Origin of the sequence: Formosa sp. S-31 (assembly GCF_051172795.1) — a bacterium.
Lineage (GTDB): Bacteria > Bacteroidota > Bacteroidia > Flavobacteriales > Flavobacteriaceae > Formosa.
The window spans coordinates 281,511-297,458 of sequence record NZ_JAENDK010000002.1 but is presented as its reverse complement, the minus strand read 5'-3'; the positions used below and the strand labels follow the sequence as shown (position 1 = coordinate 297,458).

The following is a 15,948-nucleotide window of genomic DNA, read 5'->3' as shown; positions in this document are numbered from 1 at the left end:
AAATTTTAAACAACTCCAGCCTGATTCTTATTTTGTAAAGTGCTATGGGGAATCAACGGAGTTTTAGAAATAGATCATTTTAAACCTGAACTCCATAAAACTATCTCCTTTATAAAACAGGAAATCTATGGATAGATAGCTTCCGGGACGCTTATTTTTACTTTTTTTTCCGTACCCGATTTTTTTTTGAAATCTAATGCCAATTTGTTGGTAGATTTACTCAATCATATTTATATCTGGTTCTATTATTATTGCAATAAACTACACGATAACAAAACTAATTTACACTAATCCGGAATCTAATTAAGCCTTATAATTATCGTCCCAGTCTTTTACTTTAGGTTCTCCCAGTTTATCTACCGATTTAGCCACTAGCATTGCCACAGCAGCATCTCCTGTAACGTTTACAGTAGTTCGGCACATATCTAACGGGCGGTCAACAGCAAAAATTAAAGCCAATCCGGCTTCAGGGATACCGGCCTGAGCTAAAACAATAACGAGCATTACCATTCCAGCTCCTGGAACAGCAGCACTACCAATAGAAGCAAGTGTTGCCGTAGCTATAATTCCAAGTTGAGCGCTTAAACTTAAATCCATACCAAACGCCTGTGCAATAAATACAGCGGCTACTGCTTGGTATAAACTGGTGCCATCCATATTTATTGTAGCGCCTATAGGCAACACAAAACTTGTTACCTCTTCTTCTACTCCTAAATGCTCTTCTACCCGCTCCATTGTAACCGGAAGTGTAGCTGCACTGCTACTCGTAGAAAATGCCAGAAGTTGTGCCGGAGAAATACCATTTAAAAAGAATTTAGGTGATTTTTTAGTGAATACTGCTACTATAACTGTATAAACAGCAAGCATAATTGCCAGTCCCAAAACCACACACAAGGCGTACCATCCCAAAGCTTTAAACAAATCTGCGCTTGGAGCCTCCACAATTAAAGCTGCCAACAAGGCAAATACACCATACGGGGCTGCTAGCATTATAATATCTATAAGCTTTAAAATAACATCATTAAAGCCATCAAAGAAATCCTTTACCGGTTTTGATTTTTCTTCCGGGATAAGAATTAAGCCTACACCGAAAAATATAGCAAAGAAAATAACCTGTAACATATTCCCGTTATCGCTTGCCGCCTGGAAAATATTACTAGGCACAAGATCTTCCAGTGCCTGTAGCGGACCAGCCTGCTTCTGTTTTTCGGCCGCTGCAATTTTAGAATCAGCATCTCCCTTGTAACTTTCTACAAGCTCCTGACGGGTTTCTTTAGATATGGATGCTCCTGGTTTTATTATATTAACCACAGCCAAACCAATACTTACGGCAATAACAGTAGTTAATATATAAGTACCTATCGTTCTTCCTCCCATCTTAGAGAGCTTGGAAATATCTTTTAAATCTGAAACACCTTTAATAAGAGACCCTAAAATTAAAGGAACAGCAATAACCTTTAAGGCATTAATAAAAATATTACCAAACGGTTTTATCCAGTTTTCTACAAATTTTCCTCCCCACTCAAACTGCACCATTATCAAGGCAAAAACAACACCTAAAACCATTCCTATTAAAATTTGCCAATGCAATGCGAGTTTTTTCATAATTGAGTAGTAGTTTTTAAGATTAATTTATGTTAGTTATTATTGAATTACTGATAGACTTTGTTTAATAAAAAATAATCTGCTAGCACCAGAGCAGCCATCGCTTCCACTATAGGCACAGCTCTTGGCACCACACAAGGATCGTGACGTCCTTTCCCCTGCATTTCCACAATATTACCATCCTTATCTATAGTGTCCTGAGTTTGCATAATAGTAGCTACAGGCTTGAAAGCTACTCTAAAATAGATATCCATGCCGTTACTAATACCGCCCTGAATACCTCCTGAAAGATTGGTTTTAGTTGTTCCGTCGGTATTATACAAATCGTTGTGCTCGCTACCTTTCATTTTGGCACCACAAAATCCGCTGCCGTACTCAAATCCCTTTACAGCATTAATAGACAACATTGCTTTACCTAATTCGGCATGTAACCGATCAAAAACCGGCTCGCCTAATCCAATAGGCACATTTTGTATAACACAGGTTACCGTACCTCCAATAGTATCGCCTTCCTTGCGTATTTCCTTAATTCGGTCTATCATTTTATCAGCTGTTTCGGCATCCGGACAACGTACTATATTGCTTTCAATCTTTGTATAATCAATATCCTGATACGGTTTTTCTAAAAAGATATCGCCTACTGACGATACATATGCCTGAATATTTATCTGATTAAGAAACTGTTTCGCTATAGCTCCGGCCACCACACGACAGGCTGTTTCTCTGGCCGAACTTCTTCCTCCTCCACGATAATCACGAATACCATACTTCTTTTCGTATACATAATCGGCATGGGATGGTCTGAAAGAATCCTTAATATGCGAATAATCGTGAGATTTCTGATTGGCGTTTTCTATTACAAAGCCTATGGAAGTTCCTGTTGTTTTACCTTCGAAAATTCCAGATAAAAATTTCACTTCATCCGGTTCTTTTCGTTGCGTTACTATGGCAGACTGCCCAGGTTTTCTACGATTCATTTCATGCTGAACCGCGTCAAAATCAATAGTTATTCCTGCCGGACAACCATCTATTACTCCGCCTAAGGCTGGTCCGTGCGACTCTCCAAAAGTGGTCAGTTTAAAAATTTTTCCAAAGGAATTTCCCGCCATAGCACTACATATTTTTTTGCTAATTTAAATTTATTATTACGAAAAATAAAATTGATTCCCACCATTCTATCTCTAAATATTGTAAAGCAAGTAACACAAACTTTACAATATGCTTTATTTTAATTAATTAGGAGTTTAAGTTTAAGTAACATCAAATACATTTATTTGCAGATATACAACCCTTTAATACCCCAAAGTATTTGAAAATTAAACGAAAAATTGAAATTGCAGTTATTTCCGATGTGCATTTAGGAACTTTTGGATGCCATGCTAAAGAACTTTTGTCTTACTTAAATAGCATTAATCCTAAAAAACTGATTCTGAATGGAGACATTATAGACATCTGGCAATTTAACAAACGTTATTTTCCGAAATCCCATATGCAGGTCATTAAAAAAATTATGGATATGGCTTCGGAGGGGATAGAAGTGATCTACATTGCAGGGAACCACGATGAAATGTTAAGACGCTTCTGTGACTCGACCATTGGTAATTTTTCGATTGTTAACAAATACACAACAGAACTCGACGGTAAAAATGCCTGGTTCTTCCATGGCGATATTTTCGATGTATCCATACAAAATGCCAAATGGCTGGCCAAACTTGGAAGTTATGGTTATGACTTGCTTATTTTAATAAACCGTTTTGTTAACTGGGGATTAACCCATTTGGGAAGAGAAAAATACTCGCTTTCCAAACGCATTAAAAATGGTGTAAAGGGTGCTGTAAAATATATTAATGATTTTGAAAAAATTGCTGCCGATCTGGCCATTGAACAAGGTTATGACTATGTAGTTTGCGGCCATATTCACCAGCCCAAAATGCTGATTAAAGAAAATAAGCATGGTAAAACCATGTACTTAAACTCCGGCGACTGGGTAGAAAATTTCACTGCACTTGAATATCAATTTAAGCGCTGGAAAATTTACAATTTCAATTACGATAAACTAACACCTTTTCTAGTAGATGAAGAGGTTAAAGATATGGATTTTCAGGATCTGATAGCCGCCATTACCATTGTCGATAAAAAGTCAAAAAAAAAGAAATCAAAGTAAAGCTTCTTTTAAAATGGTTACGGGATGTTTGGCTTCGCGATGCGTACCATCCTTAATCTGGTGTCTGCAACTCGTACCATTAGCCGCAATAACAATATCTGATTTAGCCTTTCTAACCGCAGGAAATAAAGTTTGCTCCCCTACGGCCATACTCACATCGTAATGCTCCTTTTCGTATCCAAAACTTCCTGCCATACCACAGCATCCGCTTGGTATTATCGTGGCCTGATAATTACTTGGTAAATTAAGAAGCTTAAAAGTTGACAACTGATTACTCAATGCCTTTTGATGGCAATGCGCATGAATTTTAATAGTCTTGTCCTGAGTATGAAAATGCTCTGATTTAATATAACCTTTTTCCATTTCGGCATATAAAAAGTCTTCTATCAGATAGGTATGTTTTGCTATTTTTTTTGCTGCATTTTTATCATCTGCTAATTTTAAATATTCATCTTTAAAGGTAAAAATTGCCGAAGGCTCTATCCCGATTAGAGGGGTTTCTTCAGTTATTAAATCCTTAAACACAGATACATTTTTATTGGCACAATCCTTAGCCTGTTCCAGAAATCCTTTAGAAATAAATGCTCTCCCGGACTCCTCGTGTTTTACCACTTTAATCTTGTAATTTAAACCTTCCAACAGAGCTATGGCATCTAAACCAATTACAGTGTCGAGATGATTTGTAAATTCATCAACAAACAAGTATACCCTCCTAAAACACTTATTACTAACATTCTTATTATCAATACTTTGAATTCTCTTATTTAAACTTTTATATGATACCAAAGGCATACTGCGTTCTGGAGCTATCCCCAAACGTTTTTTTATAACATTAGCTGTAAATGGTGTTTTAAAAAAGAAATTAGCTATTGCTGGAAACGTACTCGAAAAGCCGTTTAACCTGTTGTTGTAGGCAAATAATTTAGAGCGTAAATCGAAACCATTTTCCTTTTGATACTGATACAAAAATTCGGCTTTCATGATAGAAATATCAACCGTACTTGGACACTCGTTTAAACAGGCCTTACAACTCAGACACAAGTCTAAAACAGCCTTAAGCTCTTTATGGTTGAACGGATTTTTTCCCGTTTCTGTCTTTGTTAAAAATTCACGTAACGCATTCGCCCGAGCACGTGTAACATCCTTTTCGTTTCGGGTTGCTCTGTAACTGGGACACATGGTTCCTCCCATTTCCACAGGCTTTCTGCAATCTCCACTTCCGTTACATTTTTCTGCCTGTCTTAAAATCCCAAGAGAATCGGAAAAATCCAACAAAGTTTCAATCTCCGGCTCAGCCCGGTCTGCCTCGTAACGCAGATTTTCATCCATTGGAAAAGCATTTACAATTTTTCCGGCATTAAAAACCACATGCGGATCGAAAACCTGTTTTATACGTTTAACGATTTCATAATTAGCTTCTCCAATAATCAATGGAATAAACTCAGCTCTAACAATGCCATCCCCATGTTCACCAGACATAGAACCTCCATATTTTTTTACCAGATGGGCAACATCTGTCGTAATCTGCCTGAACAACTTGACATCTTCCCCTTTTTTTAAGTTTAAGACTGGACGTAAATGTAATTCGCCTGCGCCGGCATGAGCATAGTAAATAGCATTTTGATTATAACCTTTCATAATCGCAGTGAACTCATTGATATAATCAGCAAAATCGTGTAAAGTCACCGCTGTATCTTCTATACAAGCTGCAGATTTATCATCGCCAATCATATTCCCTAATAGCCCCAAACCAGCTTTACGCAATTCAATGGCCTTATCGATATCGTCATCAAATAACATGACATTAGCATAGCTTAAGCCTTCATTTGCAAGACTTTTAACCAAAGCTTCTCCTTGTTCCTGAACCGATGATTTGCTATTGCTTTTTAATTCACACATTAAAATTACCTGAGGATCTCCCACGACAAATTTTCTGTTTTCCTGTTGTTTTAAATTATTTTTAGTACAGTCTAATATGGTTTTATCCATCATTTCGCACATGTACAAATGATGCTTCATACAGGTAGTCACAGCTTTTAAAGCATCTTCGATTGTTTTAAAATGTGCAGCTACCATAACCCGCTCATTAGGCGGAAGCTCATCCAATTGTAAGGTGATTTCCGTTGTAAACGCCAGAGTACCTTCGCTTCCACACAACAGCTTACACATATTAAAAGGTTTATCCGATTCAGAAAACACTTCAGAATCTAATATCATATCCAGTGCATAACCTGTATTTCTGCGATGAATTTCTGGTTTCGGAAAATTGTTATGAATCTGCTGCTGAATAGCTTCCGGTTTTAAAGATTCATAAACTGTATTATAAATCTTCCCTTCAAGGGTCTCCAATTCCAGTTTTTTACGAAAATCTTCTTCTGATAATGCTCCAAATCTTACTTTGCTACCATCACTCAATATTGTTTTTAACTCCAGTACTTTATCACGTGTTACGCCATACTGGATAGAAGTAGTTCCTGAAGAGTTATTTCCAACCATCCCACCAATCATACAGCGATTAGAAGTAGAAGTGTCCGGCGCAAAAAACAAACCGTATTCTTTTAAATGTAAATTAAGCACATCTTTAACCACACCGGGTTGAAGCGTTACTGTACGGGCCTCTTTGTCCACAGCAATAATATTGGTGAAGTATCTCGACACATCAACCACAATACCATCACCAACACACTGTCCTGCTAAAGAGGTTCCGGCTGTTCTTGGAATTAAGGTAATTTTATTTGTAGTCGCAAAAGCTATTAAAGTTTTTAAATCAATTTCATTCTTTGGATAAGCTACGGCTAAGGGCAATTTTCGATACACCGATGCGTCTGTGGCATAAATAGACTGCATTAAAGCATCGAAAAACAACTCTCCCTCTAAATCGTCTCGTAATTCATTTAACTGATAATCAGAAACCGTACTCATAGCGTTTAAAAATTTAAAACAGAATTAAATGTAAGCATTGCGATAGAACTAACAAAAAATTCAATAACACGCCTTGGGATTATTTGATATATATTAATTTTACCCTCAAAACAGAAACAGTATTTTATGAAAAAATTATTATTTACTATTGCCTTTACTACTCTGGCATTTGCCGTACAAGCACAGGAAATCTCGCAACATGCTTTAGGATTAAGACTAGGAGACAGCGATGGTCTTGGATTTGAAATTTCGTATCAACATGCATTAGGCAGTAAAAACCGTTTGGAAGCCGATTTAGGGTGGCGTAATGGCCATAATTATGACGGATTTCAATTAACAGGAATCTATCAGTGGGTATGGCCTATAGAAAACCGTTTTAACTGGTATGCCGGTGTTGGTGGTGGATTAGGAAATCGCGATTTTAATCATCACAATGATAATGACGATCATGATGACGATGGTGTTTATGTATTTATTGCAGGAGATGTAGGGATTGAATACAACTTTGAAATTCCGCTTTTAATCTCTTTAGATTTCAGACCGGGAATCGGTTCTAATCACTACGATGGTTACGATGTTGCTCTTGGCTTACGTTACCAGTTTTAATCTTAGTGAATACGCCTATAAAAAACGCCTCAACCTATAACGTTGAAGCGTTTTTTTATTTTACTGGTATTATTTCCTTTAAAATTTCATTTCCAGTTTTATCGTAGTATACACAAGTCATTGTATCAAGGCTTACTATCCACTTTTCAATTCCTGTTTCCGCGCAATGATTACAAAATGTTAAATAATCTGTTTCTCCTTTTTGGTGAATTTTTAAATAACTTTCAAATTTCTCTTTATCAGAGATACCTGCTATTATTAAATTTTCATATTTCGGTTCCGATTTAACTTGAAATCCATCCTTTCCAAAATACTCGGTATGACTGTCGAACACCCAAGTTTCAAAGCCAGAGACACCAAGTTCCTTAATCTCTTGAATATAATTTGGAAAATCAGCTCCTGATTTGACTTTTCCGTGAGCAAATTCGATTTGTTCTATTGTAAACATTCTTCTTTATTTAAATAAGATTAAACTCATCTATTAAGACACCATTTGCTAGCTTAGGCTTGGTTCACGACAATAAACTGTTTCAGCACAATTAATTAATCATGTCGATTAAAACTTCAGTATTACACTACTGCTTTACTATTTTTTAGTGTTTCCTTGTACAGTGCTTCATATTTAGGAACAATATTCATAATATCGAATTTTAAAGACTGCGTTTTGGCATTCTTTTTAAATTGTTTCAACCTCTCGTTATCTTTAAGAATATAGATGGCATTTTTACTCATTTCCTCTACATTGCCCACATCGCTTAAAAATCCGGTAACACCCTGAATATTGACCTCTGGAATTCCTCCTGTGTTACTCGATATTACCGGCACACCTGAAGCCATAGCTTCCAAAGCTGCAAGTCCGAAACTTTCAGTTTCCGAAGGCAGTAAAAACAGATCACTAAAACACAAAATCTTATCGATTTCATTACTTCTTCCAAGGAAAATAACATCGTCTATAATCCCCAGTTCTTCACACAATTGTTCTGCTTTTTCGCGTTCCGGTCCTTCGCCAACCATCATTAACCGGGCTGGAATTTCTTTATGCACATTATAAAAGATTTTAATAATATCCATAATACGTTTTACCGGTCTGAAATTACTAATATGTGTTATAATGCGCTCTTCATCGGTAGCCATCATACCCCGTTGGCAATCGGTGAATGCAAATTTATAGTGCGTATTATCTATAAAATTGGTGATAACATGAATCTCCTTTTTAATATCAAAAAGCCTTAAAGTGTCTTCTTTTAAACTTTCGGAAACTGCTGTAACAGCATCGGAATTATTGATACTGAATGTTACCGCCGGTTTATAAAACGGATGACTTCCTACCAAGGTAATATCAGTCCCGTGAAGTGTTGTTACAAAAGGAATAGTTATACCCTCTTCCAAAAGCATTTTCTTAGCCATATAGGCAGCATAGGCATGAGGAATGGCATAATGTACATGAAGAATTTCCAGTTTATGCAGTTTAACCATATCTACCAGTTTACTCGACAAAGCCAATTCGTAAGGCTGATAATGAAAAAGTGGATATTCCGGTACATTCACTTCATGATAATGTACATTATGACTAATTAAATCTAACCTAACCGGCTGATTATATGTGATAAAATGTATTTCGTGTCCGCGTTTAGATAATTCTAATCCTAATTCGGTAGCGACAACGCCACTACCTCCAAAGGTGGGATAACACACTATACCTATTCGCATTTTACTGAATTATTGATTCGTAAATTAATTCCTGAATATCAGTTCTGATATTCTCTCGTAATAAAGTATTCTGTTCTGCCGTCGGGTACGTTCTGTTGGCCAGAAACACATACACCAGCTCTTCGTCAGGGTCGGCCCAGGCATAGGTACCGGTAAATCCGGAATGCCCGAAACTTTTCATAGATAAACATCCACAGGTTGGACCAGCAGTTCCTAGTTGTGGTTTATCAAACCCCAATCCGCGTCTGTTATCATTTTTACAGTAATAACACTTGTTAAAGGCGTCGATGGTTTCCGGTTTTAAATACCGTTTTCCGCCGTAATATCCATCTTGCAGATACATTTGCATAATTTTAGCTACATCATTCGCATTACTAAATACCCCTGCATGTCCTCCTACACCATTTTCCATGGCAGCGCCCATATCGTGAACATAGCCCTGTACCACCTGATACCTGTAATAATCATCAACTTCGGTTGGTATAATATGTTTTAAACTAAACTTCTTGTACGGATTATACGTTGTATAATTCATCCCTAAAGACTCATAAAAATGCTTCTGAACAAGAAAATCTAATGTTCTGTCGTAATATTGTTCAATAAATTTCTTTAAAATATAATACGGTAAATCGCTGTAACGGTAACTTAGGCGTTTTAATAAATCCGATTCGCGTATCACTTTCTGAATAGAATCCGGATAATCGCGTTTTAAAAACAGATTATTTGCCACCTTTATATTAAAAGTTTCACTCTCTGTATGACTGTAGTAATTAGAACTTGGCTTTTTTAGCGAATCTAAAGTCGCCACATAAAACGGAACCCAAGGCTTTAATCGCGCGTAATGCGACAACATTTGCTTAATGGTAATATCCTTCTTATTTGAATTTTTATACTCGGGAAGCAATTGAGATAATTTCGAATCTATGGTAATTTCTCCCCTTTCTACGATTTCCATCAACAAAGGCAGCGTTGCCAAAATTTTTGTTAATGACGCTAAATCGTATATATCATCAAATTTAACTTCCTCAGCATCTTTGTCGTAAGTATGCTTCCCAAAATTCCGGTTATAAATTACCTTGCCTTTTCTGGCAACCAGCAACTGAATCCCTGGTGTCATATGTTCATTAACAGCACGTTCGGCAATAGCATCTATAATGTGTAATTTTTCTGAATCCACTCCTACCCGTTCCGGTACAGTATAGCCTAATCTTAAAATAGAATTCAGCTCTACACCATCGCCGGCATTTAAACTATTACCAACAGATACAGGTAACTTTCCTTTAGCAGGTATCGCTCCGAAAATAATCTGCGCCGATTTTTCCTGAGCAACAATACTATTTTGATAACTCACCACAATACTCTCGATGCTATCAACAGACGGTAAATCTAATAAAGCGTAGGGTTTCACAAAAACATCTAAAATAACCTTATGCGTTTTAGAAATATTTTCCAGCCAGACTAATTCCTGAGTCGTAAATTTATAATCTTTCCACGGATTACCATTAGAGCGATGTAACCCGATAATTACTGTATTATAATTATCCAGTTTGGTTTGAATTTCGCTTAAATCTCCGCCTTCAATATGATGTACTTTAGTGTACTTCTTTAATTCATTTAAAAAAGGAGTGCCATCATCATCTCCCATTTTAACGTAAGCAATAGACTTTTTATCCAGATCGCGAATAGGCAGTAAGTCTTCCTCATTTTTAACTACAGTAATGGCATTCTCGAACAATTCTTCATTTAAAATATCATCCTTTAAACGATTTAGATCGGAAATTAAATTCGTCGTGTCTATTGGTTTATAATGATTCAAGCCGACTTTGTATTTGGCCATTAAAATTTTCTTTACAGAATGCGCCAGACGCTGCTCGGTAATCAAATTATCATTACACGCTTCTGTAAGTTTTTCAATGGCTTTAGGAACATCTTCCGAAATCAATAAAATATCGTTTCCCGCTAAAAAAGCAGCTAAATCTATATCTCCGGGACTGCTAAAATTAGCAACTCCTTTCATTTCTAATGCATCGGTAAAAATTAAACCTTTAAACCCTAAACGCTCTTTTAAAATCCCTGTAACTATGGTTTTAGACAAAGATGAAGGAAAATTAGACTGCGTCTCCAATGAAGGCACATTTAAATGCGCCACCATAACACTGGCAACGCCTTCGTTTATCAGCGATTTATAAGGATACAACTCCACAGAATCTATACGCTGGGCATTAAATGCAACAGTTGGCAAGGTTTTATGCGAATCCGTTTCTGTATCTCCATGCCCTGGGAAGTGTTTGGCTGTAGCTAATAAACCTGCGCCTTGAAAACCTTTCATAAAGGCTATAGCATCCTGTGTGACTTTATCCCTGTTTTCTCCAAACGAACGGTTTCCTATAATTGGATTATTAGGATTGGTATTAATATCTACATCCGGACCAAAATTAAAATGAATCCCAAGTCGTTTACAATGCTCTGCTATATGTTTCCCGGTACGCTCTATTAAACGCTTATCCTGAATAGCGCCTAAGGTCATATTCCATGGAAAGGCGTAGGTGGAATCCAGACGCATCGCCAGTCCCCATTCGGCATCCATCCCGATTAACATCGGTACTTTAGACAAGCCCTGATACCGGTTATTCAATTTCGCTAATTTTTCAGGACCACCTTTGGAATAAATGATTCCTCCAATATGATGTTTAGTAATTAAATCTTCTGTCAGCTTTACATCTCTGGTATTCGCCGTTGTCATAGCCCGAACCATAAAGAGTTGACCAATCTTTTCCTGCAAATCCATACTGTTATACACACTATCGACCCATTTCTGCTGTAAAGTAACATCTCTTGTTTCTAAGGGATTTGAGCTATCCTGACCAAATGAAACTTGAATACTGAAAAGAATGAGGGACAAATAAAAAATGTAGCGCATGAATTAATTTTAATTTAAGAGCAAAAGATTGATGTATGATTAACTATCGACCAAAATAATGGATTTAAATGAAGTTAAATAAACTTTAAGATAGTTTTATAACATTTTAAATTTCAATGCCAATCTGTTCAAATGATTTCTTTTTAAGATGCTCTTTATTGAACTATAATCAGCATAAATAGAAGTCAAACTAAAAGTTTAACTTCTTGAAATCCTATTATAAAACCTGATTCATATCTGATAAATCAGAAAGTATAGCAGGCTGAAACAGCCTAAACTAAAAGTACTAATTTAAAAAACGACTGTGCCAGCTGTCTGCTGCAGGGACTTCCCAGTTTTCTTTATATTCGGCAATATTAGTGACCAAGTTATTAAACACAATAGTGTTTTTAGAAACCGCTTTATCTTTAGCCATTTTACGAAATTCGGTAAGTGGTTTATAAGCCACAAATTCACCCTGCTTGTAGGACACGTTCATTTTATCCATTAAATCGACCTGATATTCTTTTTCCAGATTTTGAATAAAATGTACCGAAGCATCTATAGAACACCCCGTAGCGTTATTAACTTCCTGATTTAATCCCAGCACGATAAAACGCTTATATTTAATCTCGTAACCAGCATTTAAATCAGCGCCGTGAGCAGTCCAGTTACTTATAAACTCCTCTATTTTTTTACTAACTTCTTCTAATTCCTGTTCACTAAATGAACGATTAGCCTGATAAATCCAAACTTTAGACGTTTCAGGCAGTGTATTAAAATCTACTAACATGTTTCTTTTTTTTAATGTAATCTGAAGTTTAACGGCGAACTATAAATCCTGGGCATTTGCTATTAATTCAGCCACATCCATTACTAGAACGTCATCTTCTTTTTCTTTTACTTTAACACCATCAGTCATCATGGTATTACAAAACGGACAACCGGCCGCTATAATATCTGGTTTTACTTCAAGAGCTTCCTCTGTTCTGGCTACGTTTACTTCTTTGTTACCCGGCTCGGCTTCTTTAAACATCTGGGCGCCCCCAGCTCCGCAACACAATCCGTTACGCCGACAGTTCTTCATTTCTATAAGTTCTGCCTCCAGTTTTTGAATTAAATCCCTAGGTGCCTCGTAAACATTATTGGCGCGTCCTAAATAACAAGGGTCGTGAAATGTAATACGCTTGCCCTTATATTGCCCTCCTTCAATACTTAAACGGCCTTCACTTAAAAGACTTTTTAAAAACTGAGTATGATGCATCACCTCATATGTTCCGCCAAGTTGCGGATATTCGTTTTTAATGGTATTAAAACAATGCGGACAAGCCGTTACTATTTTTTTTATTTCGTAAGCATTTAAAACCTCGATATTGGTAACTGCTTGCATTTGAAACAAGAACTCATTCCCCGCACGTTTTGCAGGATCGCCGGTACAGCTTTCTTCTGTTCCCAAAACAGCAAACTCTACGTTGGCCTTGTTTAATAATTTTACAAAAGCTTTGGTTATTTTTTTTGCTCTATCGTCAAAACTTCCGGCACATCCCACCCAAAATAATACTTCTGGTTGTTTACCCTGTGCCATAAATTCTGCCATTGTAGGCACTTTAAGTGATTCACTCATTGCTGTGCTCTTAAATTATAAATCATTTTAGGGTCTGTACCCCTCTAAATACTTCGGCACTAAGCCTCGTCTTTCCAGTTTAAACGGTCCATCTGGTTATAAGGCCACGGCGCACCGTTATTTTCTATATTAGTCATCATGGTATTCAGTTCTACAGGGGCTGCAGACTCTTCCATAACCAGATAACGTCTGATATCTAAAATTATTGAAAGCGGATTAATACTTACCGGACAGGCTTCCACACAGGCATTACAAGATGTACAGGCCCATAGTTCTTCCTTGGAAATATAATCGTTTAATAATTGTTTCCCATCGTCTTTAAACTCACCGTTATTAGCATCGATATTCTTACCAACTTCTTCCAGACGATCACGCGTATCCATCATAATTTTACGTGGTGACAACTTTTTTCCGGTTTGGTTGGCAGGACATTCGCTGGTACAACGCCCGCACTCTGTACAGGTATACGCATTTAACAACTGTACCCAGTTTAAATCCTGAACATCGCTTGCACCAAATTTAGCAGGTGCTTCCTCATCATCATTTTCGGGCATAGCATACGGATCTGCATCAGGATCCATCATCATTTGTACTTCTTTGGTTACAGCCTCCAGATTATTGAATTCTCCTTTTGGTTTTAAGCTACCATAGTACGTGTTCGGAAATGCAAGTAATATGTGCAGATGCTTCGAAAAATACAGATAATTTAAGAATACCAGAATTCCAACAATATGTAACCACCAGGCTGCTCGCTCAATAACATGAAGTGTAGTTTCACCCATATTTTCAAACCATGGAGCAATAAACTGACTGATAATATTACCCGAATTCATATGCTGAAAATGCACGTCTGTTGCATTCATAATCAGAAACAACAGCATTAATACCATTTCAAAATACAAAATAATATTACCATCATTTTTAGGCCAGCCTTTCATTTCGGCTTTCCAGAAGCGTTGTAATTTAATTACATTTCGCCGTATCCAGAATACTATAACCGATACAAAAACCAAAAAGGCTAATACTTCGAAAGTTCCGATTAAAAAGCCATAAAAACCGCCTAAAAATGAAAATATACGATGTGTGCCAAATAAACCATCGATAATAATTTCAAGGACTTCAATATTAATAATTATAAACCCAACATATACAACAATGTGAAGTAGTCCCGCAACCGGACGTCTTACCATTTTACCTTGCCCCAATGCAATTCTGGCCATATTATTCCAGCGTTGTACCGGATTATCGGAAACGTCTACATCCTGACCTAATTTAATATTACGCATAAGGGTCTTTATATTCTTAACAAAATACCCGATACCAAAAATTAAAATTGCGGCAAATACTATGTTGGCAACAAAACCCATAAGAATTAGTTTTGTAAAGTTTTAATATCTAAATCTAAGCCGTTATCTTCAACCTGATTCTGCCCGGCATCAAAACCATTAGGTTTCTTTCCAAATACAGAGAAGTGAAAATAGCGTTTCGGATTTAATTTTATGTCCTGAAGTAATTGCTCCAACTGTAATGTTGCGCCTTCCAGATTATTGTATAAATCTTCATCTTTCAATAATTTACCTACAGAACCGTTCCCTTGTTCTAAATCACCTAAAACACCATTTAAAGACGTTAACGTCTTTTCTATATTATTCACCATTTGCGAGATATTGGCAGAAGAAAGTGAATCTGTTAATTTAGAAATATTGGTTGAAGCTTCATTCAGGTTGGTTAAAGTACCGTCTATCTTATCTTTGTTTTCAGACAAAATACCATTTAATGAATTTGAGGTTTTCTTGAACGAAGTAATAGTTTCATTTAACCCTGCCACAGCATCTCTTAAATTCTGTTTCGTCTTTTCATCAAACACCTGATTCAAACTCACCAGTAAAGAATCAGCATTATCTGCCATTGCTTCAACTTTATCCTGTAAAGGCGCTAGTTTTTCTGCTACTAAATCGGTTAAACCGGATTTTTTTGAAGCTTTCAGAAAGCTATTATCCTTTGCTACTTCGGCGCCATCGAATGCAGGAATAATCGCTACTGCCTTCCCGCCTATTAAACCGGTATCGTAAAGCTCGGCTGTACTGTTTTTAGAGAATTGAAACTCGTGATTTACTATTAACTCAACAAGTAAACTTGCCGTACCGTCGTTTTGAATGGTAATGGTTTTTACATTACCAACCTGTAGGCCGTTTATGGTAACCGGCGTAGATGGAGTTAAACCTTCCACATTATCGTAAACCACGTAAAATGTTCTTGAAGAATCCAGCAGGTTTTCGCCTTTTAAATAATTAAATCCAAAAATTAAAAATATAACTCCTGTTATTACTAAAATGGCGGTTTTGACTTCTTGTGTTATTTTCAAAGTATTTTTTTTAGTTGATAAACAAAATTAGAAATAAAAATATTAGGAAACAC

12 protein-coding genes are annotated in these 15,948 nt (G+C 36.6%); 2 read left to right on the top strand and 10 right to left on the bottom strand.

The window, feature by feature from the left end; genetic code table 11:
* Positions 1 to 303: 303 nt before the first annotated feature.
* Both I3217_RS01445 and aroC read right to left on the bottom strand, forming a co-directional pair.
* A complete protein-coding gene (locus tag I3217_RS01445) occupies positions 304 to 1,605 on the bottom strand; it encodes a dicarboxylate/amino acid:cation symporter (protein ID WP_435047944.1) in 1,302 nt (433 codons plus the stop codon).
* Positions 1,606 to 1,652: 47 nt separating this feature from the next.
* Positions 1,653 to 2,714, bottom strand: coding sequence for a chorismate synthase (gene aroC / locus I3217_RS01440; protein WP_435047943.1), 1,062 nt, complete (start codon positions 2,712 to 2,714; stop codon positions 1,653 to 1,655).
* 200 nt (positions 2,715 to 2,914) lie between these two features.
* On the opposite strand from aroC, the gene I3217_RS01435 reads away from it, so the two are divergent.
* Complete coding sequence (locus I3217_RS01435) at positions 2,915 to 3,769, top strand: UDP-2,3-diacylglucosamine diphosphatase (protein ID WP_435047942.1); 855 nt, start codon at positions 2,915 to 2,917, stop codon at positions 3,767 to 3,769.
* On the opposite strand, the gene I3217_RS01430 is transcribed toward I3217_RS01435, so the two are convergent.
* On the bottom strand, positions 3,761 to 6,691 hold the full coding sequence (locus I3217_RS01430; RefSeq protein ID WP_435047941.1) for an FAD-binding and (Fe-S)-binding domain-containing protein: 2,931 nt from the start codon (positions 6,689 to 6,691) through the stop codon (positions 3,761 to 3,763). The two genes, I3217_RS01435 and I3217_RS01430, sit on opposite strands and share 9 nt — an antisense overlap.
* A 126-nt stretch (positions 6,692 to 6,817) precedes the next feature.
* Between I3217_RS01430 and I3217_RS01425 the strand changes: the two genes are divergently transcribed.
* Positions 6,818 to 7,297, top strand: coding sequence for a hypothetical protein (locus I3217_RS01425; RefSeq protein ID WP_435047940.1), 480 nt, complete (start codon positions 6,818 to 6,820; stop codon positions 7,295 to 7,297).
* A 55-nt stretch (positions 7,298 to 7,352) separates the two neighbouring features.
* Here I3217_RS01425 and I3217_RS01420 read toward each other — a convergent pair whose 3' ends face one another.
* The 7 genes from I3217_RS01420 to I3217_RS01390 all read right to left on the bottom strand — a co-directional run bounded on the left by I3217_RS01420 (position 7,353) and on the right by I3217_RS01390 (position 15,895).
* The gene (locus I3217_RS01420) at positions 7,353 to 7,745 is read right to left on the bottom strand and encodes a DUF1398 domain-containing protein (protein ID WP_435047939.1); all 393 of its coding nucleotides are present in this window, start codon (positions 7,743 to 7,745) and stop codon (positions 7,353 to 7,355) included.
* Between the two features lie 122 nt (positions 7,746 to 7,867).
* Positions 7,868 to 9,007: an N-acetyl-alpha-D-glucosaminyl L-malate synthase BshA gene (gene bshA, locus I3217_RS01415; RefSeq protein ID WP_435047938.1), complete on the bottom strand. Its 1,140-nt coding sequence runs from the start codon at positions 9,005 to 9,007 to the stop codon at positions 7,868 to 7,870.
* 1 nt (position 9,008) lies between these two features.
* Positions 9,009 to 11,927 (bottom strand): glycoside hydrolase family 3 N-terminal domain-containing protein, encoded by a 2,919-nt coding sequence (locus I3217_RS01410; RefSeq protein ID WP_435047937.1) that lies wholly within the window; start codon positions 11,925 to 11,927, stop codon positions 9,009 to 9,011.
* A gap of 286 nt (positions 11,928 to 12,213) precedes the next feature.
* On the bottom strand, positions 12,214 to 12,699 hold the full coding sequence (locus tag I3217_RS01405; protein WP_435047936.1) for an ABC transporter ATPase: 486 nt from the start codon (positions 12,697 to 12,699) through the stop codon (positions 12,214 to 12,216).
* 39 nt (positions 12,700 to 12,738) lie between these two features.
* Positions 12,739 to 13,530 carry a (Fe-S)-binding protein gene (locus tag I3217_RS01400; protein WP_435047935.1) on the bottom strand — a complete coding sequence of 264 codons (792 nt, stop codon included), beginning with the start codon at positions 13,528 to 13,530 and terminating at the stop codon, positions 12,739 to 12,741.
* A 59-nt stretch (positions 13,531 to 13,589) separates the two neighbouring features.
* Positions 13,590 to 14,897, bottom strand: a complete 1,308-nt coding sequence (locus tag I3217_RS01395; protein WP_435047934.1) for a 4Fe-4S dicluster domain-containing protein — start codon at positions 14,895 to 14,897, stop codon at positions 13,590 to 13,592.
* A gap of 5 nt (positions 14,898 to 14,902) precedes the next feature.
* Positions 14,903 to 15,895, bottom strand: a complete 993-nt coding sequence (locus I3217_RS01390; protein ID WP_435047933.1) for an MlaD family protein — start codon at positions 15,893 to 15,895, stop codon at positions 14,903 to 14,905.
* Between the last annotated feature and the right edge of the window lie 53 nt (positions 15,896 to 15,948).

Bases quoted from the DNA above. Each gene is read 5' to 3' on its own strand.
- I3217_RS01445 (WP_435047944.1), bottom strand. From the start codon at position 1,605: ATGAAAAAACTCGCATTGCATTGGCAAATTTTAATAGGAATGGTTTTA.
- aroC (WP_435047943.1), bottom strand. From the start codon at position 2,714: ATGGCGGGAAATTCCTTTGGAAAAATTTTTAAACTGACCACTTTTGGA.
- I3217_RS01430 (WP_435047941.1), bottom strand. From the start codon at position 6,691: ATGAGTACGGTTTCTGATTATCAGTTAAATGAATTACGAGACGATTTA.
- I3217_RS01425 (WP_435047940.1), top strand. From the start codon at position 6,818: ATGAAAAAATTATTATTTACTATTGCCTTTACTACTCTGGCATTTGCC.
- I3217_RS01420 (WP_435047939.1), bottom strand. From the start codon at position 7,745: ATGTTTACAATAGAACAAATCGAATTTGCTCACGGAAAAGTCAAATCA.
- bshA (WP_435047938.1), bottom strand. From the start codon at position 9,007: ATGCGAATAGGTATAGTGTGTTATCCCACCTTTGGAGGTAGTGGCGTT.
- I3217_RS01410 (WP_435047937.1), bottom strand. From the start codon at position 11,927: ATGCGCTACATTTTTTATTTGTCCCTCATTCTTTTCAGTATTCAAGTT.
- I3217_RS01405 (WP_435047936.1), bottom strand. From the start codon at position 12,699: ATGTTAGTAGATTTTAATACACTGCCTGAAACGTCTAAAGTTTGGATT.
- I3217_RS01400 (WP_435047935.1), bottom strand. From the start codon at position 13,530: ATGAGTGAATCACTTAAAGTGCCTACAATGGCAGAATTTATGGCACAG.
- I3217_RS01395 (WP_435047934.1), bottom strand. From the start codon at position 14,897: ATGGGTTTTGTTGCCAACATAGTATTTGCCGCAATTTTAATTTTTGGT.